Source organism: Candidatus Nitrosopumilus sp. (genome assembly GCF_028278985.1).
Classification (GTDB): Archaea; Thermoproteota; Nitrososphaeria; order Nitrososphaerales; family Nitrosopumilaceae; genus Nitrosopumilus.
Window position 1 is genome coordinate 34,831 of sequence record NZ_JANQTA010000002.1, and the last position, 20,800, is coordinate 55,630.

General features: G+C 32.2%; 32 protein-coding genes. 22 read left to right on the forward strand and 10 right to left on the reverse strand.

What is annotated here, in order from left to right; genetic code table 11:
• Nucleotides 1–229: 229 nt before the first annotated feature.
• On the reverse strand, nt 230–1,918 hold the full coding sequence (locus Q0941_RS00925) for a helicase C-terminal domain-containing protein (protein WP_299290748.1): 1,689 nt from the start codon (nt 1,916–1,918) through the stop codon (nt 230–232).
• A 93-nt stretch (nt 1,919–2,011) separates the two neighbouring features.
• Here Q0941_RS00925 and Q0941_RS00930 point away from each other — a divergent pair, with 93 nt between their 5' ends.
• From Q0941_RS00930 to Q0941_RS00940, 3 genes are all read left to right on the forward strand, one after another.
• Nucleotides 2,012–2,329, forward strand: coding sequence for a GIY-YIG nuclease family protein (locus tag Q0941_RS00930; RefSeq protein WP_299290438.1), 318 nt, complete (start codon nt 2,012–2,014; stop codon nt 2,327–2,329).
• 59 nt (nt 2,330–2,388) lie between these two features.
• Nucleotides 2,389–2,634 (forward strand): hypothetical protein, encoded by a 246-nt coding sequence (locus Q0941_RS00935; RefSeq protein ID WP_299290440.1) that lies wholly within the window; start codon nt 2,389–2,391, stop codon nt 2,632–2,634.
• 73 nt (nt 2,635–2,707) lie between these two features.
• The gene (locus Q0941_RS00940; RefSeq protein ID WP_299290442.1) at nt 2,708–2,845 is read left to right on the forward strand and encodes a hypothetical protein; all 138 of its coding nucleotides are present in this window, start codon (nt 2,708–2,710) and stop codon (nt 2,843–2,845) included.
• An 18-nt stretch (nt 2,846–2,863) separates the two neighbouring features.
• Here the strand turns inward: Q0941_RS00940 and Q0941_RS00945 are convergent, their stop codons facing one another.
• Together Q0941_RS00945 and Q0941_RS00950 are read right to left on the reverse strand one after the other, a co-directional pair.
• Complete coding sequence (locus tag Q0941_RS00945; protein ID WP_299290444.1) at nt 2,864–3,133, reverse strand: hypothetical protein; 270 nt, start codon at nt 3,131–3,133, stop codon at nt 2,864–2,866.
• 59 nt (nt 3,134–3,192) lie between these two features.
• The gene (locus Q0941_RS00950) at nt 3,193–4,596 is read right to left on the reverse strand and encodes a zinc ABC transporter substrate-binding protein (protein WP_299290446.1); all 1,404 of its coding nucleotides are present in this window, start codon (nt 4,594–4,596) and stop codon (nt 3,193–3,195) included.
• 103 nt (nt 4,597–4,699) lie between these two features.
• Between Q0941_RS00950 and Q0941_RS00955 the strand changes: the two genes are divergently transcribed.
• The 4 genes from Q0941_RS00955 (at nt 4,700) to Q0941_RS00970 (ending at nt 6,860) form a co-directional block, all read left to right on the forward strand.
• Nucleotides 4,700–5,320, forward strand: a complete 621-nt coding sequence (locus Q0941_RS00955) for a DUF4443 domain-containing protein (protein ID WP_299290448.1) — start codon at nt 4,700–4,702, stop codon at nt 5,318–5,320.
• A gap of 543 nt (nt 5,321–5,863) precedes the next feature.
• Complete coding sequence (locus Q0941_RS00960; RefSeq protein ID WP_299290450.1) at nt 5,864–6,073, forward strand: hypothetical protein; 210 nt, start codon at nt 5,864–5,866, stop codon at nt 6,071–6,073.
• 48 nt (nt 6,074–6,121) lie between these two features.
• Nucleotides 6,122–6,655, forward strand: coding sequence for a hypothetical protein (locus tag Q0941_RS00965; RefSeq protein ID WP_299290452.1), 534 nt, complete (start codon nt 6,122–6,124; stop codon nt 6,653–6,655).
• Nucleotides 6,656–6,710: 55 nt separating this feature from the next.
• Nucleotides 6,711–6,860, forward strand: a complete 150-nt coding sequence (locus Q0941_RS00970) for a hypothetical protein (protein WP_299290454.1) — start codon at nt 6,711–6,713, stop codon at nt 6,858–6,860.
• Here Q0941_RS00970 and Q0941_RS00975 read toward each other — a convergent pair.
• Entirely contained in the window at nt 6,851–7,117 is a 267-nt protein-coding gene (locus Q0941_RS00975; protein WP_299290456.1) for a hypothetical protein, read from the reverse strand. The genes Q0941_RS00970 and Q0941_RS00975 overlap by 10 nt on opposite strands.
• A gap of 248 nt (nt 7,118–7,365) precedes the next feature.
• Nucleotides 7,366–8,268 carry a matrixin family metalloprotease gene (locus tag Q0941_RS00980; protein ID WP_299290457.1) on the reverse strand — a complete coding sequence of 301 codons (903 nt, stop codon included), beginning with the start codon at nt 8,266–8,268 and terminating at the stop codon, nt 7,366–7,368.
• A gap of 251 nt (nt 8,269–8,519) precedes the next feature.
• Between Q0941_RS00980 and Q0941_RS00985 the strand changes: the two genes are divergently transcribed.
• The 6 genes from Q0941_RS00985 to Q0941_RS01010 all read left to right on the forward strand — a co-directional run bounded on the left by Q0941_RS00985 (nt 8,520) and on the right by Q0941_RS01010 (nt 11,130).
• A complete protein-coding gene (locus tag Q0941_RS00985) occupies nt 8,520–8,723 on the forward strand; it encodes a hypothetical protein (protein WP_299290460.1) in 204 nt (67 codons plus the stop codon).
• Between the two features lie 20 nt (nt 8,724–8,743).
• A complete protein-coding gene (locus Q0941_RS00990) occupies nt 8,744–9,328 on the forward strand; it encodes a hypothetical protein (protein ID WP_299290461.1) in 585 nt (194 codons plus the stop codon).
• Between the two features lie 17 nt (nt 9,329–9,345).
• Complete coding sequence (locus Q0941_RS00995; RefSeq protein WP_299290463.1) at nt 9,346–9,735, forward strand: hypothetical protein; 390 nt, start codon at nt 9,346–9,348, stop codon at nt 9,733–9,735.
• 1 nt (nt 9,736) lies between these two features.
• Nucleotides 9,737–9,883 carry a hypothetical protein gene (locus Q0941_RS01000; RefSeq protein ID WP_299290465.1) on the forward strand — a complete coding sequence of 49 codons (147 nt, stop codon included), beginning with the start codon at nt 9,737–9,739 and terminating at the stop codon, nt 9,881–9,883.
• A 436-nt stretch (nt 9,884–10,319) separates the two neighbouring features.
• Complete coding sequence (locus tag Q0941_RS01005) at nt 10,320–10,553, forward strand: hypothetical protein (RefSeq protein ID WP_299290467.1); 234 nt, start codon at nt 10,320–10,322, stop codon at nt 10,551–10,553.
• 100 nt (nt 10,554–10,653) lie between these two features.
• Nucleotides 10,654–11,130, forward strand: coding sequence for a hypothetical protein (locus Q0941_RS01010; RefSeq protein ID WP_299290469.1), 477 nt, complete (start codon nt 10,654–10,656; stop codon nt 11,128–11,130).
• Nucleotides 11,131–11,915: 785 nt separating this feature from the next.
• Here Q0941_RS01010 and Q0941_RS01015 read toward each other — a convergent pair.
• Together Q0941_RS01015 and Q0941_RS01020 are read right to left on the reverse strand one after the other, a co-directional pair.
• The gene (locus Q0941_RS01015) at nt 11,916–12,143 is read right to left on the reverse strand and encodes a hypothetical protein (protein ID WP_299290471.1); all 228 of its coding nucleotides are present in this window, start codon (nt 12,141–12,143) and stop codon (nt 11,916–11,918) included.
• A 34-nt stretch (nt 12,144–12,177) separates the two neighbouring features.
• Entirely contained in the window at nt 12,178–12,369 is a 192-nt protein-coding gene (locus Q0941_RS01020; RefSeq protein WP_299290473.1) for a hypothetical protein, read from the reverse strand.
• 78 nt (nt 12,370–12,447) lie between these two features.
• Between Q0941_RS01020 and Q0941_RS01025 the strand changes: the two genes are divergently transcribed.
• Genes Q0941_RS01025 through Q0941_RS01035 form a run of 3 tightly spaced genes read left to right on the forward strand, consistent with a single transcriptional unit; the run spans nt 12,448 to nt 13,376 of the window.
• Complete coding sequence (locus Q0941_RS01025) at nt 12,448–12,798, forward strand: hypothetical protein (protein WP_299290475.1); 351 nt, start codon at nt 12,448–12,450, stop codon at nt 12,796–12,798.
• A 47-nt stretch (nt 12,799–12,845) separates the two neighbouring features.
• Nucleotides 12,846–13,148, forward strand: coding sequence for a hypothetical protein (locus Q0941_RS01030; protein WP_299290477.1), 303 nt, complete (start codon nt 12,846–12,848; stop codon nt 13,146–13,148).
• A 33-nt stretch (nt 13,149–13,181) separates the two neighbouring features.
• Nucleotides 13,182–13,376, forward strand: a complete 195-nt coding sequence (locus Q0941_RS01035) for a hypothetical protein (RefSeq protein WP_299290479.1) — start codon at nt 13,182–13,184, stop codon at nt 13,374–13,376.
• 1 nt (nt 13,377) lies between these two features.
• Here Q0941_RS01035 and Q0941_RS01040 read toward each other — a convergent pair whose 3' ends face one another.
• Genes Q0941_RS01040 through Q0941_RS01050 form a run of 3 tightly spaced genes read right to left on the reverse strand, consistent with a single transcriptional unit; the run spans nt 13,378 to nt 14,744 of the window.
• A complete protein-coding gene (locus Q0941_RS01040; RefSeq protein WP_299290481.1) occupies nt 13,378–14,043 on the reverse strand; it encodes a PD-(D/E)XK nuclease family protein in 666 nt (221 codons plus the stop codon).
• A gap of 39 nt (nt 14,044–14,082) precedes the next feature.
• Entirely contained in the window at nt 14,083–14,493 is a 411-nt protein-coding gene (locus Q0941_RS01045) for a hypothetical protein (protein ID WP_299290483.1), read from the reverse strand.
• A gap of 59 nt (nt 14,494–14,552) precedes the next feature.
• Nucleotides 14,553–14,744: a hypothetical protein gene (locus tag Q0941_RS01050; protein ID WP_299290485.1), complete on the reverse strand. Its 192-nt coding sequence runs from the start codon at nt 14,742–14,744 to the stop codon at nt 14,553–14,555.
• Between the two features lie 151 nt (nt 14,745–14,895).
• Between Q0941_RS01050 and Q0941_RS01055 the strand changes: the two genes are divergently transcribed.
• From Q0941_RS01055 to trpA, 6 genes are read left to right on the forward strand one after another with little or no spacing between them, the layout of a single operon-like run.
• A complete protein-coding gene (locus tag Q0941_RS01055) occupies nt 14,896–16,245 on the forward strand; it encodes an anthranilate synthase component I family protein (protein WP_299290487.1) in 1,350 nt (449 codons plus the stop codon).
• Complete coding sequence (locus Q0941_RS01060; RefSeq protein WP_299290490.1) at nt 16,242–16,832, forward strand: aminodeoxychorismate/anthranilate synthase component II; 591 nt, start codon at nt 16,242–16,244, stop codon at nt 16,830–16,832. The genes Q0941_RS01055 and Q0941_RS01060 overlap by 4 nt, the downstream gene beginning before the upstream one ends.
• Complete coding sequence (gene trpD, locus Q0941_RS01065; RefSeq protein WP_299290492.1) at nt 16,829–17,869, forward strand: anthranilate phosphoribosyltransferase; 1,041 nt, start codon at nt 16,829–16,831, stop codon at nt 17,867–17,869. Before Q0941_RS01060 ends, trpD begins: the two co-directional genes overlap by 4 nt.
• Nucleotides 17,869–18,645: an indole-3-glycerol-phosphate synthase gene (locus Q0941_RS01070; protein ID WP_299290494.1), complete on the forward strand. Its 777-nt coding sequence runs from the start codon at nt 17,869–17,871 to the stop codon at nt 18,643–18,645. The genes trpD and Q0941_RS01070 overlap by 1 nt, the downstream gene beginning before the upstream one ends.
• Complete coding sequence (gene trpB, locus Q0941_RS01075) at nt 18,642–19,829, forward strand: tryptophan synthase subunit beta (RefSeq protein ID WP_299290496.1); 1,188 nt, start codon at nt 18,642–18,644, stop codon at nt 19,827–19,829. Before Q0941_RS01070 ends, trpB begins: the two co-directional genes overlap by 4 nt.
• Nucleotides 19,816–20,616, forward strand: coding sequence for a tryptophan synthase subunit alpha (gene trpA / locus Q0941_RS01080; RefSeq protein WP_299290498.1), 801 nt, complete (start codon nt 19,816–19,818; stop codon nt 20,614–20,616). The genes trpB and trpA overlap by 14 nt, the downstream gene beginning before the upstream one ends.
• Nucleotides 20,617–20,800: the final 184 nt, after the last annotated feature.

The window sequence follows — 20,800 nt, forward strand, 5'->3', positions numbered from 1 at the left end:
TCAAAGAAATTAGTTATTGAATAATCTTTTGTGATGTTACGATCATATTCAGAAATCAGTCTGAATACAAATTAGGATTCTTCTTGTAAACAGTGAACACACATTTTTTTTGATAAAACTTCAAACCATGTGAAATGATGAACATATCCCTCTTTGCACCCCATGAAGTTTGGAGCAAATTATGACTATCAAAGATGAAGGTCAAAACCAGTATCGATCAAAGCCAATTTTACTCAAGATCTTCTAACCCCAGAACATCATAGTAGGCCTTTGGGATCATTTGTTGAGCCTTGAAAAATACATTGTTTACTGCAGTATCAAGAACATATGTTCGGGCCCAGTCATCTTCACTCCTTATAGAGCGCCCAAATCCTTGCAAAATTTTTGTCAGAGTTTGAGAAGTATACCATAAAGGGAATTTTTCCATTTTTGCTCTTGTTCTTTTTTCAGTGTAATTTGGATAAGGCACTTTGGCTATGATTTGAAATCTTGACAAATCATCTTTCAAATCAACTCCCTCCCACAAGGATGATGAGAGTAAGACTCCAGTAGGGTCAGTTGCGTGCTCAGAAATCACCTCATCTTGAGTTTTTCCATCTTTATTTACACTATGACAAATCCTAACTCTTTTGGTATTCTTGGGAGAAAGGTATCGTAGTATTTTCTGACATCGAGGAATAGAAGAAGTCAGAATTAGTCCTCTTTCAGTAGAATGCTCATCTAAAATTCTATCAATTACTTTGATTACTTCAATTTCATCTTCATTTGTAGAACCATAACTAAGACGTCTTATGTTCAAAAGATCAACTTTACGATTCTCTAATGCAAATGGAGATTTATCGGTGTCAACAAACCCAACTTCATCTTTGTCAAAACCCATATTTTCACAAAAGCTTGTTTTGTCAATTGTAGCAGACATGAAAATTTGATGTTCAGTTTCAAAAAATGTTTTTGCAAATTTAGAAATGTCTACAGGTTTTACAGATATGGTTCTGAAATTTCCATTAAGGTCTTTAACAGGATCATTTACGACAAAATTATCTTTGTCTGAGGAAATATCAATTTTGGCTTGAGCTGCTCTATCATAACGTCTTTCTAATTTTGTAATTAATTCATAATCAGGATTGTTTTGAAATGCTGCACTTTCTTTGATGTCTTTGATTTGTTTTGCATACGAATATGCAATATCATCAGTTAATTTTATCATTGAATCCAAATCAGTAAAATTGTATTTTTCAGTATTTAGACGGCATTCATCTACCTGACCGCTAAAAATATCAAATCCTACAAACTGAATTATTTGATCTTCAATTTTGTGTGCCTCATCAAAAATAGAGACTTTTCTATCAAGATATTCTTCAAACAGTTTTTTATTAAATTTCATGATTTGAAAAAAAGCATGATAATTCCATAGCGAATGTTTAGAGACTAGTGCCTCATATTTTTGAAGATAGTAATGACAAGATTCTGAATCAAATGAATTTTCTTCGACTTGCTGAATTGTAGGCTTGAATTTACATACTTCAATTACCTCTTTACCGTTTTTGCTAGTTCTTTCTTGGCATTGTCCCATGTCACATGTAAGACCCCAACGCATGGCACGTCTTGGATTATCCACTTTTTCAGCAGACATTAATTTCAAACACGGAAAATTTTGTTTTCCCTTTACAGGTTTGAGAAAAGGAATATCTTTGATGTACTGATCCTGTAAATGCTTAGAGGCAGTAACCGTAAAGGAGCTATCAAAATGATTAGACACAGCTGCACCAACAAGGGATTTTCCTACTCCAGTTGGAGCACACAAGATAATTTTTTTGTAACCAGATTTTAATTTCTCTTCTATCTCGCCAAGTATTTCTTTTTGAATTTCTCTCGGGGTAAAATTTGAGGGGAATTTTTCTAAAAGAGACAGGGTTATCCTTCTTTCAAATCAATATTAAAAGCATGAAGGTTCTTGTAATATCATAATTCTTGTAATCTAATTTAATACATAGTGAGATCTCTGTAATTCATGGAATTACTAGACGACAAAATGAGGATTTGGATTGAAAGTGCAAAATTTGTAAAACCAGTTCCAGGAGTTTATGTCCTGTATAGTAGAAGTAAAGAACCAATCTATATTGGTGAGACAAATAATTTAGAAGAGACATTTACAAAATATGTAGATCAAGATTTTGATGGAAACGAATGCAAACAGAAAACTGCGTCATATCAGCGAGAATTTACAGACAATCCTAAAGAAAGGCAAGCACAGTTAATTGAAGATTTCAAAAATGAGTATGGAAAATTGCCATCATGTAATTCTCAAATTGAAGTAGAAACACAGTGACATTCATTGCAATGCACTGAAGACATACTGGATTAATACAAAAAAATCAAAGTTACTCTATGTCCAATGCAATGATTTATGCAGGAATTGCAATAGGTGTGGCAGCTATGGCAGGGATAATGGTTTATGCACACGATAATCAACAAAATTATCTTCCTGAGGATGCAGTGCTAGCACCTGCTTCAGAACAAGGCTCATTTTCGTCAGAAGATGGATTGATTGAATTGAATAAAGAACAATGGCATGAAGACCCATTTGGCGACAGAGCAGCTGAAGTAAGAGCAGAATACAAATCTGGTGGTTAATCCACAAGTTTCTTTTTATTCTATAATCTTAGAATCTTAGAAATTTTTTATCTTAGATTGCCGTAATAATACAATGCATCAATGCTACTACTGTGAGCAGATGTTTGATTCAAAAGAAGAGTTATTTGAACATGTGGAGATTCATTCAGATATTGAACGAAATAATGAGATAATGAACAGAAAAAAAGAAGCTGCAAAAAAGAACAAGTAAGAATAATGAAAAATTTTATCACAAGTATTTGATCATTGTAGTTTCATCTACAACATTGTCAATCGAGACTAGACCAAAATCATAGAAGGGATACAAGACTTTGTATTCTTTCATAAAGCTCCATGCAACATCATTATTTTGAAATTTTGTACGTAAATCATCAAGAAATATGATTTGGCCTTCAGTATCATAAACAACAATTTCATACGAGTTTTTCTTTTGTATCTGATGATTCTTTCTAATCCAAACAAAAATCCAAGGAATTAAGAAAGTATAAACTGCAACCATCGAAAGTAATCCAAAAAAACTTGAAGGACTTTGAATTAGTCAATGCCTCAACAGATTAGTTATTGACATTCAAGTGCTATCTTCAAAACATCTAGATTATGTTCCATCTTATCAAGATAAGTAATGTTTTTTCCAATCTCATTTTGGGCTAGAGTTTCAATAGGACTCAGTACCAATACTTCTACTCCTGCTTCTTCTGCAATAACTTCTGCAAGTCTAGGATCAACTATTTCTTCAGAAAAGATTACCTTGATGTCATTTTCTTCTACAAAGTTGACAAACTTTGCAATCTTTGCAGCTGATGCTTCTGCATGTGGTGCCATACCACTAAGAGCCAGAACCTTGAAGTCATGTCGTTCTGCAAGATATGTAAATGCATTATGATATGGAACAATAGTGTCTTTGCTACATGAAGATAGTGAGGATTTGATGTTCATATCCAACTCATCTAATTTTTGATTGTAGGCAAATGCGTTGGCTTGATACTGTTCTTTGTTTTGTGGATCAGCCTGAATCAAGCCATCTCTAATGTTGTTTACTTGTTGCTTTACCAATACTGGGTCTAGCCAAATATGTGGATCAAATTCGACGGCATGGTGATGATGATGGTGATGACCATGTCCTCCGTCAGGTTCTTGCATTACTGGTTCAACATCAATTTTGGATGCATCTTTAAAGAAATGCTCATCTGCTTCAAACTCAAAAGGCATGTGTTCTGTAAAGAATGCATATTTACCATCTTTTTCTATATTTACACTAAAAACTGTCATCTCTTTTGATTCATCAAAATTAAGAAGATATGCTACTTCTTTTGCAACTAATTCGTTACCATCATTTTTGGATTCAATATTATCTGATTCCAATAAGGTTTCAGCCAATTCTTCTGAAGACTCTATATCATCAGATTCAAGAATAATCATTTTCATTGCAGGATCTGCATAATCACCATCAACTTTTGCAAATGACCATGTGTATGTTCCTGCAGCAACATCAAAGACACCTGCCCATTCAAATGCATGTCCTTCAGGCTTGATCAATTCTACACCTTCTGATGCTTTAATGAACAAAACATTGTCAAACTCTCCAGAAGTAATCATTTGATCTACATATGGCTCCATACCTAATCCGTTGTATACTAAAACACTTGCATCTTTCATAGATTCAATTTCTTGTGGACGAGGTTCCCAATCATGTGCTTCAACTCCAGATGGCATAAATTGTTCAACTATAGCAACATCACCTGCTACATTTCTTGTAAATTCATAATATGGATAAAACGATGCATATGCAATTATCTTTGTATCTTGTACGTTAGTAATTTCTTGATTAGTTTGATCAACCAAATCATTCATTGTCTGAGAATTTTCAGATTCGCCGGAGTACATTGTTACTGCAATTATTACTGCAATGGCTACTGCAGCTACTCCTCCACCTATTGCATAAATTGAAGAATTCTTACTCATGAGTTATTAAGAATTTTCAAATTCTTAATAAGTCTTTGGAGATACCATCCAATTTAAATACTCATAGGCATGAAAGGAAATATTGCATCAGCAGATCAAACTCTTGCAAAAAGTTATCACAAAAAAAGGAAATAGTAAATCTTTAACGTTTAGTACGCCGCACGTTCTAAAATCGATTTTACTTTTATCATCTCAACAGTATGTTAGTCGTGCAAGTTTTTGTCAAGAACTAAAAATTGGTGAAGGTGCGGTACGAACATTAATTTCACATCTAAAAGAAGCTGGATTGGTAGAATCAATTAAAGCTGGAACATTTCTAACAAAAAAAGGAAAAAGATTTGCAGAATATTTCCGAGAAATTATGCCATCACAAACATTTCTAAAAAAATGTTGTCTAACAAATGGAAAACACAATTCTGCCATTTTGTTAAAGAGTGCATTTATTGACGACATTGGAAATGGAATGCAACAAAGAGATTATGCAATAATATATGGTGCAAGTGATTCTTTGACTTTGATTTACAGAAAAGGGGAATTTGTTTTTTGTGGAGACAAAGTTGTTTGTTTTCCAGATGAACCAGAAATCCGAGATGACCTTATTCAAGCACTTGAACCAGAAGAAGAAGATATTGTAATTATTACTTCATCTGATGATAAGTTTGTTGCAGATATTTCATCTATCAATACAGCATTATTGACAATAGGAGCTCATGAAAAACATTAGAGCTTATTTGTTCTTTGATCAATAAAGGATTTTCAAAAATTAATTAAAAACATATTTTGAATTTAATTTTGAAAGTAATTCAATTATCAATGATTTTCAGTCTAAACCAGCTACTAAAACAAAAATGAGATTCAGAACAAATCAAAGATGAATTAAAAGTTTAGAATAAGAAAGCATGCAAGTTTGGCCAAATCATCGACTCTTTGGGAGTTACATATCACCAAACAGGCAACCTCATGCTTTCTTGTTTATTCTTGACTAGTATTTTGAATAATTCATAAAATAAAATGAGTCGTAATATTTGCTCAAAATGGGTTGAAAAAACGATCCATTTTCAACTAGAAAAATTGAGCCTAATTTTACCTAGATTTGATGTGTGTTCAAATTACACACACGTTTTCTTTTAGTCTTTTTTACATTAATCAAATTGAGTCATCCGTTTGACGGCGTTCCTACGTTTGCCTTAACCGACCATACCCTAGATTCATTTGCCGTCAAACACTTTCTCTTATCAAAATATTTTTGTATGAAAATGTCGAGTAAATGATCTTGCTGATAATTTGTAAGGGCACTAAAGAAGGCTCAGAATTAAAAAAATGTGATTTTCTCTATGACGGACAGTGGGGGGATGCTAAATTACAAGAACATCAAAAATTGCATGAATCACAATTAAAAAATAATTCTTGCTGGCTTGGCTTTGATACGCCTCAATCTTTTGGTAAGTTTAGCGGACGAGATGGAAAAAGGAATTAGGACTTGCAAAAACTCAATAATTTTATGTTAATCTAATCAGATGTAATTATGAGTGAAAAAGATCTTGTAGTTTGGTCTAAAGATCGACTACTATCATGGTCTGATTTTAAAGCAGAATCAAATCCTGCAGTTTATGAGGATTCTCACAGTTACATCAGATATCATTATACTTGGACTGTGAATTCTGAAAAAATGGGACGTGAGATATTGTTCTACATTGAAGATCTCCAGATTCATGTTCATTTTCATAAGTTACTATCTTGGGTACGAGAATCAGAAATAACAGATTCATTACTATTACATGAACAAGGGCATTTTGATTTAGCTGAAAAAATACGTCATGAAAATGTTCAAAAAATTATTGATGTATTTTATGATAAAAAATTTGCAACTAGAGGGCAGAATGAGGAGCAAAGAAAACAAAATGCAAAAGAAGATTCAGGAATATTGATTTCTCAAGAAGTTGAAAAATTAGAAAAAATTCTTTCTCAGAAAAGAAAAGAATATGATTCTCTAACTGAATATGGAAATAATCAGTCTGAACAACAAAAATTCAATCAAGCCTTTGCGGCCATCCATTAATTTTGTCTTGCACTGTATACAGTCTTTTTAATTACAATTTATGAAAAATCTGTTCATGGAAACAGCCAAACTGCCTAAATTCAACTGGGATGAGGTATCTGAACTAAATTCAGGACATACTTCTTCAGAATGGGGAAATCCGGTCAGAAAATCAATTACAAAAAATCTTGTTTCATACAAGGTTATCTGGGAAACTCAGGATTGATTTTCAATAATTTTATTTTCTGGAATAGAATTGATGTAATTTACAAGACTTCGATAATATTTTAAATGAAAATCCAAATCTCTGATTTCTGTTTGCTTTAATTCTTCTAATTCGGGACCAAAATCGCGTGTATCTGATTGAATGTGATTTAATGTATTTTCGTTTACTTCAATCATGTGGAATAAACTGTGTAATACTTCTCCTTTAGTTAGAGTATTCTCGCACGATTTTTTTAGTAATAATTCTACCCAATCCATATCTAATGAGAGCAGAATTGTTATTTGGATTCCAGAATTTGTAAAAACCTAACAACAGCTCTAATTTTTTTTAGTTTAGGCTCCCAGGCAGTATAATCACAAAAGTGGAATTTTTGGCTTAGAACAAATTTTCATTGTTACCTATTAATTTCAGACCAATTTTAGAAATTATAGATGAATTCACGATTTTACATTTGGATGGGAATTTCGATAGCAGCATTAATTGCAGGTTTTGCATTACTGTATTCTTAGAAAGAAATTTCAAAGTTAGGACTACATCCAAGTTCTTTGATTATTTCATTATATCTAGAAATCAGTTGGTTTTGTTCTTCAATAATTGTATTTAATTTCTCAGTTTCACGTGTCAGAACATCATAAGCTCTTTGAGCTTTTTGGTATTCATCATTTGATAGAGTTTTTCCTTCATAGTACTGATATTGTTTAAGATATTCCTCATATTGTGATTCAGTTCTAGAAATTTTTGTTTCAAGTGTTGAAATTTCTTCTAAAATTATTTTTTGCTCTTGCAACAATCCTTGTTGTCCAACATAAAGTTCTTCAAATCGATTTGGAATGTCATACCCTAATGTGTTAAATGATGTTTGGGGATTGATTGTTGAATACATCAAATGTCCTTCTTCTGCAGTATGTCCTAATCCTAAGGCATGTCCAATCTCATGCATCAAAATATTTGCAACCATGTTTTCATCACTTTGAACAAAATTTCCATGGCAATCTTCTACACCAATTGAGATATCCAAAACACAGTGACTAAGAATTCCAAATAGAACAGTATTACATGTTGCAAGACCAGTATGAGTTGAAGATGCAAATTTTTGCCAACGAATCTCTATGTTTGGAGTGTCAGATTCTACAAATTTCATTCCAGGGTTGGCAGATTCCCATTGTTCAATTGCTATATCTAGGGCAGAATGTGGAATACTAAAATCAGGAACATCAGGTACTTTTTGGATAGAGTAATAGACAATTTCGTCATCAGTTGGGGAAATAGAATCTGCAAATTGTTGAACTTTTTCAGCAGTTGGAGTCAATCCCATAGATTCACTTTGAGATTTTAGTGGGATTAGATCCAAATACCAAATCATGCCAAAGAGGGCAACTACAATTATGCCTACAAGGACACCTTTCAATAGAGTTTTTGAGTTTATTTACTAACTAAAAGTTTCTACTAATTTAGGCTCAATATTAGATGCAGATAATTTTTGAAATGATCAATTTTTTTACACATCTCAGATTTTATGAATTATTTTCCTACTTGTAGTATTGCCATAGATTAGCTGGGAATTGGTAATCGCGTATCTACGTAATCGGCATAGATTACCAAATCATCTGTGGCCAAGATTTCAAAAGTAAAATAAACTAAGTACATTTTCAATAGATCATGACAGAGTGTCCAACCTGTAAACTATCAATGGAATCACATTCATCAGCAGAACTTATGGAATGTTGTATGAAACAAGTTGGAGACGGATTTCCTGCTGAAATTAACGGAATTTGCCCAAACTGTAAACATGAATTAGAAAAACACACAGATGTGGAGTTGGCAGAATGTACTATAGAATTCCTAAAATCAGGGCTCACATAATTTGAGATTAGGTAATTCAAATGGAACAATCAACTAGAAAATTAATTGAAAAGTATTCTCCAATGTGGACAAATAAACAAATCTGGGAATTTGATCAACTAAACGAAGATCTAACTTTTGATTTGCTATATGTTGAACCAGGAGAAAAAATAGGTTCATGGAATTCCAAATTAGGATACAAGGATTCTGTTCTAAGGGATACAGTTGTAAGATCATTTGATCACTTGTCTGAAGGATGCAGATTACTTGTTGCAAATAAAGGAAAAGAGAAGATAGAAGAAAACCATATCCCATATTTGATGGGAGTATTTGCCGACATGATGATTGATGAAGAAATTTGTTTGAATTTTGATTTAGAGAATGATTGTTTTTCTGTAGAAATAGACTCTGATGCAGACATTATTGATTGTAAAGAATTTTTTGAAGAATTTTATCATTTAGCTACTGGATTCAATTATGATATTGATACTGGAATTCCAGAGGATGAGACAGAAGCTGAAATGTATCTAACAAGACTACAAGAAGAATTTGATGAAAAAATGTTAGATAAATTAGGAGACAAATATCTGCCTGGAAACAATGATCCAGATACAATTAATTCATAGAGATAAGGATAAAAAATATGTCCCAAAGACCTTTTAGAAAATTTAATCAGAAGAGAAAGCCACTCACCACAGAACAAAAAGTTGAAAAATTTGTTTTGAGAAATTCTGATAACGGATATTTTACAAAAATTTCAACAATTTCTAAGAAATTTGAAATTTCCGAAGACAGAACATGGGATGTTATCGGAGAGTTACTTACAGATGGAAAAATTGAATCCATTCATGATGAGTTCTCAGGAGAAATGAAGTTATGTCAAACTGGTAAGACATATGTCATTTTAAATTCAGAACAAAAAAGAAAAAGAGTATCAAGAAAAAAATTTCATAAAAAATCAAAACCAAAAAAATCTGATGATGACATCATGCCCTCACAATGTCATCCAGTAATCAAGCCAAAAGAGGATTAAATTGAAACAATGTAAATTATGTGGCACCCCATTAGGTAAAGAACCAACTAGTGAAGAGTTAGAAAAACATTGGAAGAAACATCATGATTGGCATTGGGAATCAAATAAAGACAAGACCCCTGAAGATGCAATTTTGAAAAAGCGATAGACGTCTTGGAATAGTAGTCGTTTATAGCATGCCTAGACTACTACACGAAGGCGTCAGTATTAATTCAGGCTCGAATTATAAAAGAAAGATCAACCAAAGTACAAACAAATGTTTGATTTTAGTAAGAAAATAAAATTAATTTTAAGAATTTTTAACAGGTCATTTATCAATAATAAATTCCAAAATTAAGCATGAAGGTGATTGACCATACGAGATGATTTTGCAGAATACACAAAATGTGTTTCATGTCATCAAGCACTGCTTCATTGTGACTGCAACTGTCCATTTTGTGGAAAACGAGAAGAATGTGATTGTGAAACTATGCCTATCGTTATCCCATAATTATCCTTCAGGCTCGATGAAAAATTATTTTTCATGTAAAAGATGACAAAAAATTTACTTTGTTTCAATAATACTCATTTTTTCAAAAGAGCCAATGTCAACAATTGAAGCATATGATATCAAAGCCAGAAAAAAGGTATCAATGAAAAACCCACAACCATATTTGATGAAAAATGGAACATGGGCACTAAAAGGAACTAGTGCAGAAACAGGAATAAAATTATTCAAAATTGTAGGCAAAACTAAACCTGAAATAAAAAATTCCCGTTTCTCAGCATTCATGAATATATTTACAAGTAGACAGTGTGAATGTGAAAAAATTTGCTAGTTCAAATTTTTTTATTTTAAAATTAAGACATAGTGGCGATCATCTAAGTAATTGCTAAAGGACATTCAAGAATTAAATTTGAATTAATTTTAGAAAAAACATGTCTTTTGAGATTGAGTGGAAAAGAAATTTTTATGGAATTTCCTGGGCATACGAGAAAGACAGATTGGTAATTTCAACTGTATTTGAAGATAAAAGAGAAGCAATGATAGTTGCTAAAGAAGTTGAAGATTGGAGTGACAAGTTCACCAGATTAACAATTATTGAAAAAGAAAACGATGAATTTGCAATTTGCTGTTATCAAGACCCCCAAATTTCTAAAAAAGAAAGCCATATTGGCCTGTTTAGAACAGGTATGAGACAAAGTGGGGGATATGAACAAGCCAAGCCAATGGTTGAAGAAAAATCACCATTATTACAAATTGCATATGCAGCAGATGTCAGAGACATGAATACATATGAACAAATCTCAAGACTAGTTCCAATGCGCAAGTGTAGAATTATTTCTGAAAAAGATTTGAAAAAGCAAGAGTACTTTTACGAAAAAACTGCAAACGTGGAAAATAAACAAAAATGATGAGATTCAAATCAGAAATTTGAATCAAACATCATCTATGGTCGGTATCATCTAAAGGAAAAATCGAATTTAAAGAATCACTACTGATTTGTTAGTAGAATTAATACTGATAAATCGTTCATTCGCGTTAAATAGAAATTTCTCCAACATCCAATATGCAAGAAAACAATCACCAAACATCATGGGAAGATGCAATAGGAATTTCATGGTTGATATCTGATGAATGATTTAAAAAAACAAGAGTTCACATGCAGTCCAAAGTGTTGGTGTCATCTTAAAACAAAAAACAACACAAAGGAAATTTAATTTTAGATAGATTCATTAGAATGAATTAATAATTTTGAATATGCATTGTGATGACAAACGAATGATGTTTGTTTTAAAACAAGAAATTGAAAAAACTTGGAACTTATTAAAAGAGAGTGATTTCAGTGATCAAAAATCAATCACAGAATTAAATGAATTAATCAAAGAATATTTTGAATACAAAAAGATGGAGTCTGTCTAATTATCAAAAGTGTCGTCTGATGAAGGTTTTCCAAAGATTCTATCAATCCATTTGAAAAAAGGGCATTTTCCATCATACATGCCACTAATACGTTAATTATCCTTAAAAATAATTCTGTGTTCAAGAAAAATTTTTTAGTAAAAATATTAACTTTGAAGAGATGTCAGGCATAGAGCATACAAAGGAATGCAAATACAGAATGGCCAATGATATGCCACACACTAACTGTTATTGTAAATGTCACAAAATTATCATGGCTGAATCATCAAAGTTAGAATCAAGAACTTTTTGAAGAATTAAAATTATCAATTATTTCAGTAATATTTGAAAGAATTGTTTTTTTGATATCCTCTTTTTTCATTCCAGATGTAGACATTAACTTCATTTGATCCATCAAGGCAAAGTGGACTCTTCCTTGCAGATAATCTACAATTCCATATCCATTTTTAGGGAATTCTGTAACAAATAGATCATGCTCTGATAAGTCTTTAGAACTATCACTCATGTTTCAAATAAGCTAAAAACTAGTTATAAAATTTCTAAATTTTGTTATTTGATGGACTTTCATAGCCTATAGATCTCATAGCAGCACATGGTTTGTTTCCCTTAGTCCAGCATTTACAAGAGCAAGAAACGGCCAATCCAGTTTCTAAATCTTTAACAACTTTATGGAAATAACCTTCTCTTACTTTAGATTCAACATCAACTGTTTCAAATCTTTCTGAGGTCATAATCAGTCTAAAATGATTTTGGACTTAAGGTTATCCTCCATACCAAATATTCATTAAACAAATGAATACAGATTTTTCATGACAGAATTCGTTCACAAAACTTACGATAAGATCTATGTTCGTGATATGATCAAATTGGATTTGGATGATCTGATCAGCATGATGTCATCACTAGAATCTGCTAATGCCTATTGGGTAGATGGTGTTTTGTTTGCAAGTTTTGCCATGACAGAATCTGAAGAATTGGCAAAAAAAGAGATGCAAAATGAGATGTATTTGGATAAAATAATTTTTGCAATATATGACAACTATTCAATAACTGTCAAATCATCTACGAATCTTGAAATTGGTGTACTAAACATGAGTAAAAGCAAGTTATACAGAGAACTAATCTCATGGTTAAAAAAACAAGAAATCTGGTCTGAATAAATTCAAGAACGTATTCACTTACATAAGGTAATTTTTAGTCAAACGATATGATATCATTTGAAAATAGAGTACTCTATGAATACAAGATAAAGACATCAAAGATAGATACGCTTGTAAAATCAATAACGACACACAGGGATCCTAAAAGTCAAGAGTGCATAGATGCTTCAAAATTCTTAGATGTGCTGATTTCAGAGATTGATCAATTTTACAAATCAAATGATGATATTTTATCCAATAATGGAAAAAGACCACACCCTAGATCAGGTTTACCAGAAGTAAAAAAATGGAATGAGAATGTGGAAAAATTTTTTGAAAAGAATCCAAGACGTAGACCAAGATCCAAATAATTGAAATACTAAAAAATCAAAATTAGATTAGAAATGGAAACCCCAAATGAAATTAATTCTGTTTATTGGGATGAGAAAACAAAATCATGGCAGTACAAAATTGTCAAAGTAGAAGAATATCACGGATTTACAGAATGTCAGCATTGTAGAAGACCAATGTCACATAACATAAAATCAGATGGGGAATTCAAAGTTGTTTATGTCAAATGTGCATGTTCTAGAAGTTAGTTTAGGATAAATTATTGATATAATATTTCTCAATTCTTTCATTCATTGGTTCAACATAATCATCACATGTTTTGATAAATTCCTGGCGTGTATTTTTTTCACTGCTGACTAGAATTACTACTTGGTTAATTTTTTGCCCAGTTACTTCTTCAAACATTTGCGCATAGCAAGTTGTTTGTAAATAGTATTCGTACATGTACTCATCAACCTGAGGTTTTCTCTTAGTTTTGTAATCAATTATAGAGAGTTCTCCATTGTATTTTGCAATCAAATCACTAGTTCCTGCAACTTTTAATTTATCAGAATACATTCTTTGTTCAATACAAACCACTTCTGAAATATTTTCTAAATATGGCTTTAGATTATGAAAATGTGCAATTGGCAATAAATCAAATTCTTCAATAGCCAAAGAATTGCTAAGGTAATCATCGATAATTTGATGGGATTGTGTGCCTATATCTTGTGCCTGAGCAGTGATATATTCATGAGCCGGCTCATTCTCTTTCCAAGAAGCAAGACTGTTCTTTTTCTCATCTGATGCAGTTGCTGAAAGTATAGTGTTTACAGATGGGTAAACATTATCAAATTTTGTTTTATACCAATGGCCATCTTCTCGATCTAGCAATGTGGGTTCACGAGTTTTTAACATTTGAGAAAAATTTACCATGTGCAATCTGAATTTCATTGTAATTTAATGGTTAAAAAATTATTTTAGCATATTTTGAAATTTATCAAACTCGGATTTAGTTTTAACAAATTGATCAGTATTAATTTTTAAGGAAAATAATTGATCCATTTCAGAATTTATGATGCAGATAATGTCATTAAATATTAAAGTGTCAATTAATTGCTCATTTGGATAAACAGTATATTCAAAAGATTTGTCTTCAGAAGAGATTATTAATTTGAATCCAATTAACAATCCAATTTCTTCATCTTTGTTTAGAAATCCGACAAGTTTTGCTTTTACATGTGGGTTATCCAATAGAGATTCAAAATCTGACAATTTAGAATTGGGGTCAATAATACATGAAACTGGATTTTTCTGGATATGTAATACCATAGATTTGTGTGTAGGAACAAACTCTTCTGGATTTGGCATTTTATCTAATGGCACAAACATGATTTGATTAGGTCGGATAAAAAATTATTAGAAAAAAAAGAAAAAATTAGGAGTTACTGTAATGAATAATGAACATCACAAAAGAGAACCGTTCCATGTGGCAAAGTTTTGGCAGTAATACGATGACCATCTTGTAGTCCTTTTCCACAAACATAACATTCTACTAGAGAAACTGACGATTGTGTAGTTTTTTGATTTGAAACTTGATGCATCTTGTGTAAGATTGCATGTTTTACCTCCTGCATGATACCATGTATAAGATCAAATATGATATAAAGGTACCGTACTATACGGTAACCTGTCTAGGCATAAAATATCAACAAATTCAGACAAAAAATTAGTTCCAGAGTAATTCTAATCAGTTTAAATAATAAACCAAATTAATTTCGTCTATGGGTGGACATCTTTGGAAACTCTCAACCGAATGTAATACCCCTAGAGTTAACTGAAAACCAATTTCAAATTTATAACAAAATTTCTAGAAATTATGAGCACTCTTTTCTCTTTGAATCATTAACTGGTCCCGAAGTTTTGGCTGAGACATCAGTGATGGGATTTGATCCTAAAAAAATCATCAAAGGGTATTCAGATAGAATAGAAATCATTTCAAAAGACAAAACAGAAACAATCCAAACAGATGATCCATTCTCTGAAATTAAAAAATTGTTAAAGAAATCAGGTGATCAAAGTTATCGATATCTTGGAGGAGCAGTAGGAGTTGTTAATTATGATGCAATCAGATTAGTAGAAAATATTCCTGATTCAAATTCTTCAATTCAACCACTAATGGAATTTGGAATATATGATGATGGAATACTGTATGATAATGTACACAAAAAATTATTTTATTTTTATTATGATGAGAATCGATTTGAACAATTCAAAATATCTGAAGATGAATTTAGTGATTATAAAGCAACAGAGGCCATCCCAAATTCAGATAATGAAGAATTTGCAGAAATGGTAAACAAGGCAAAAAAATACATTCATGATGGAGATATATTCCAAGTAGTACTCTCAAGAAAATTTGCTTTTGAATCATCAGGAGACGATTTGACATTATACAAAACTTTGAGAAAACTAAATCCTTCACCATACATGTATCATTTGAAACAAAACCAAAAAACTATCATAGGTGCATCTCCAGAAATGCTAGTTCGTATAACAAATGATAAAGTGGAAACATTCCCAATTGCAGGAACAAGAAAAATCACTGATGATGAAGAGAAGAACAAAAGATTTGCCGAAGAGTTACTTAATGACGAAAAAGAGTTAGCAGAGCATACAATGTTAGTAGATTTAGGAAGAAATGATATTGGAAGAGTATGCAAATTTGGTACAGTCCACCCTGAATCCTTAATGCAAATCAAGCGATTTAGTCATGTTCAGCATATTGTTACTCACGTAGTAGGCAATTTAGCCTCAAAAAATGACATGTTTGATGCCTTTAAGGCAGTTTTTCCTGCAGGTACTGTTTCAGGCGCACCAAAAGTAAGAGCCATGGAAATAATTGATGAATTAGAAAACGAAGCAAGAGGACCATATGCTGGAGCCGTTGGATATTTTTCATACAATGGATGCTGTGATTTTGCAATTGCCATAAGAAGTATTTTCATTGAAGATGGTAAGGGATTTGTTCAATCAGGAGCAGGAATTGTTTCAGATTCAATTGCAGAAAATGAATTCAAAGAAACAGAACACAAAGCAGGGGCAATGCTTCAAGCATTAAAGGAGGCATCAAATTGAAATTTTTAATCATTGATAATTACGATTCATTTGTTTTCAATATCGCTCAATATTTGGGGGAAATTGATGTGGATTCAGATGTAATACGAAATGACAAAATTACATTAGATGAAATCAAAAAATCAAATTACGATGCAATTATAATTTCTCCAGGTCCTGGAACGCCTGAAGATAAAAAATACTTTGGAGTTTGTAGTGATGTAATCAAAGACATGGGAAAAGAAACACCAATTCTTGGAGTTTGCTTAGGACATCAAGGTATCATTCATGCATTTGGAGGTAAAGTGACAAATGCAGGATGTGTTAGACATGGGAAAACAAGCCCAGTAAACCATGAAAATTCTGAATTATTCAAAGATGTAAAGAATCCATTTAGAGCAACTAGATATCATAGCTTAGTAGGTGACAAAACAATAATCCCAGACATTCTAGAAGTTACAGCAACTGCAGCAGATGATGGAGAAATAATGGCAATAAGACATAAAGAATTTCTAATTGAAGGAGTTCAATTTCATCCAGAATCAATTATGACTGAAGATGGAAAAAAGATTTTAGAGAATTTTGTAAATCAGGTGAAAAGTAAATGATTGCAGAAATAATTTCAAAGTTACAAAATAAAACAGATCTTACATACGATGAGATTAACAATGCCATGACAGACATTCTTTCTGGAAATACAACCCTAGAAGAAAATATGGAGTTTTTGTCAAATCTTACTGAAAAAGGAGAAACAGATGACGAGTTACTCGGTATGCTTGATAAAATGCAGGAATTATCACTAAAAATTGAGCCTAAAACAGACGGAACCATCATTGACATGTGTGGAACAGGAGGAGACAAACTTCAGACATTCAATATCTCAACTACAGCATCATTTGTGGTAGCTGCTGCAGGAGGTAAAGTTGCAAAACATGGAAATCGTTCTAGTTCAGGGGTTTCAGGTAGTGCAGATATTTTCGAATATTTTGGATATGACTTAAATCAAGAACCAGTAAAAATTGCCGAAACTCTAGAAAAACACAATATTTGCTTCATGTTTGCACAGAAATTCCATCCAGCTATGAAACATGTTGGACCAGCAAGAAAGCAATTAGGAAAAAGAACAGCATTCAATCTTTTAGGACCACTGTCAAATCCTGCAAATGTAAAAAACCAACTAGTCGGAGTTTTTTCAATTGAGTATCTTGATAGGCTTCCTGCCATACTAAAAAGAAAAGGAGCTGAAAATATCATGACAGTTCGTTCTGATGATGGAATGGATGAATTTTCAACTAGTTCAACTAATAGAGTATGCATTCTAAGAGATGATAAAGTCCTGATGAACGCAATTGAACCAGAAGTAGTTGGATTGCACAAATCTAATCTCAAAGATATTCAAATTAAAACAAAAGAAGACGCAATTGGTTCATTTGTTGGAGTATTAAACAACACAGCAAATAAAGCAATGATTGAAACATGTGCATTAAATGCAGCAGGGGGATTGATTGTATCTAACAAGACTACAAACTTTGAAGAAGCAGTTGAAATGGCATTAAATACAATTGATAGTGGAGCAGCATTCAAATTGTTAGAGAATTTTGTTCAAGATACAGGAGACATTTCAAAATTAAAGGAGATTGCATAATGGCTGAAAATATTTTAAAAAAATTAGTTAACAACTCTCAAACAGCAATAGATGATGGAACATATGATGTAGATGTTAATCTTGAAAAGTCTAGTAAAGACTTTGTTCAAATTATCAATTCAAATCCCCATCCAACTCTGTTAACTGAAATCAAATTTTCATCACCATCATTAGGGAAAATCAGGACAATTTCCGACCCGGCAAGCGTAGCAAAACAGATGATTTCTGGAGGCTCAAAAGCTCTCTCAATTCTAACCCAACCACATTTGTTCAACGGATCACCAGAATATTTTATCAAAGTTAGAGGGGCAGTTGATGTTCCACTATTAATGAAAGACATCATGATTGATAAAATCCAAATTGATGCTGCTGAAAAAATAGGTGCAGATTACATGTTGCTAATTCAATCATTATTTGATAATGGATTTCTAGATGAAATTGACGAGTTTATAGACTATGGACACAAAAAAGGATTAAAGATATTACTTGAAGTTCATACTGAAAATGAATTCAAAAATGCATTAGAAACAAATGCAGATCTAATTGGAATCAATAACAGGAACTTGGATACTTTGGAGATTGATCTTAAAACTACTGAAAAAGTTCTTGAAAATTTTGATGGTTCTCGTCCAATCTTATCTGAAAGTGGAATTGAAACACCAGAAGACATACAGTATTTGAAAAAATGTGGTGCCAAAGCATTCTTGATAGGATCAAGCATTATGAAAAGTGACAACATTGAAGAACAAGTAAGGAGATTGGTGAAAGCATATTGAAATATCCTAAAAATGGTAAATTTGGAGAATTTGGAGGAAAATTTATTCCAGAAACACTTGTTCCAGCTGTTGAGGAATTAGAAGAAAATTATTTGAAATTCAAAAACAATAAAGAATTCAAAAAAGAATTAGACTATTATCTCAAAGTTTATGCTGGAAGACCCACTCCATTATACTATGCAAAAAATCTCTCAGAAAAATTAGGTGGTGCAAGAATCTATCTAAAAAGAGAAGATTTGCTTCATGGAGGAGCACATAAAATCAACAATACGTTAGGTCAGGCCCTTTTAGCAAAAAAAATGAAAAAGAAGAGAATCATTGCTGAAACAGGAGCTGGACAACATGGAGTAGCAACAGCAATGGCATGTGCTGCACTTGGAATGAAGGCCGAAGTATACATGGGATACAAAGACACCATTCGTCAAAAACTCAATGTGTTTAGAATGAATTTACTTGGTTCACAAGTACATCCGGTAAAATCAGGCTCAAAAACCCTCAAAGATGCAATTAACGAGGCAATAAGGGATTGGATTACCAATGTTGAAACAACATACTATCTTCTAGGTTCAGCTGTTGGACCTCATCCATATCCTGTTATGGTTAGAGATTTTCAAAGTGTTATTGGAAATGAAATAAAATCACAAATGAAAAAAATTAACAGAACTCCAGATAATGTTATTGCTTGTGTTGGAGGAGGTTCAAATGCAATCGGAACATTTTATCCACTAGTAGATACTAATGCAGAAATCATCGGAGTAGAAGCTGCTGGACATGGAATAAAATCAAATAAACATTCTGCAACATTATCTGCAGGAAGTAAAGGAGTTCTTCATGGAATGATGACATATTTGTTACAAGATGATGAAGGTCAAATTACTGAGACACATAGTATTTCAGCAGGATTAGATTATCCAGGTGTAGGACCTGAACATTCTTACTTTAAAGATACAAAACGTGTAAAATATCATGCAGCAACAGACACGGAAGTTATTGATGCATTTTTGATGTTAACTAGAACAGAAGGAATCATTCCAGCATTAGAATCAGCACATGCAATTGCAGAAGCTATCAAAGTTGCAAAGAAAGGAAAAAAATCAGAATCAATCGTTGTTACACTTTCTGGAAGAGGAGATAAAGACGTCGAAGAAGTGCAAAATTATTTGAATAAAAATGTCAAGGATTAAAGAAAAATTTACAGAGCTAAATGCAAGAAATCAAAAAGCTTTGATTTCCTATATCATGACAGGATATCCAAATGAAAAATCAACACTTGCAACTGTAAGAGGATTGGTTAAAGGAGGAGTAGATATTATTGAATTAGGATTTCCATTTTCAGATCCTCTAGCAGATGGTCCTGTAATCCAAAATGCAAGCACAATTTCACTTGAAAAAGGCACAAAAATTAGTAAATTCTTCAACATTGTCAAAAAAATCAGAAAAGAGACAGATATTCCGCTTGTATTGATGACATATACCAATATTCTATATCACAAAGGATTTTCAAAATTCATCACTGATGCAAAAAAAGCTGGTATTGACGGATTCATTCTACCTGACATGTCCATTGAAGAATCAAAAGAATATCTTAAAGCCACAAAAAATTATGCCGATACAATATTCTTAATCTCACCAAACACCAACAAAACAAGAATAGATAAAATTGCAAAAGCATCTTCGGGATTTTTGTATCTTGTTGCGGTGTTTGGAACAACCGGAGTAAAAACTGGAATTAAAAAATACACGTTAGATGCAATCAAAAAAGTCAAAAAACAAACTAAAGGGAAAATTCCAGTGGGGATTGGTTTTGGTGTTTCAACACCAGAAGATGTTAAAAAATACATCAAAGCAGGGGCAGATGCAGTGATTGTTGGTAGCGCATATTTGAAATTAATAGAAAAAACCCCAGAAAAACAATTAGAGTCAAAAATTTCATCATTTACAAAACAACTTAAAAAAGAAACAATACTCTAATCAACCCGTCTAAGAAAGGTGGTTGGGTATACAGACTGTATTACGGGGAACTCTATTTCCGCAATAACCACCATTTCTAGATGTTCTCAATAAAGTATAGTATATGAAAAATAAAAAAATGATGTTTAGGATTCCTAAAGTACGTTAAAAAATTTCAAAATAATTTTACATTTGTAAAGATCGT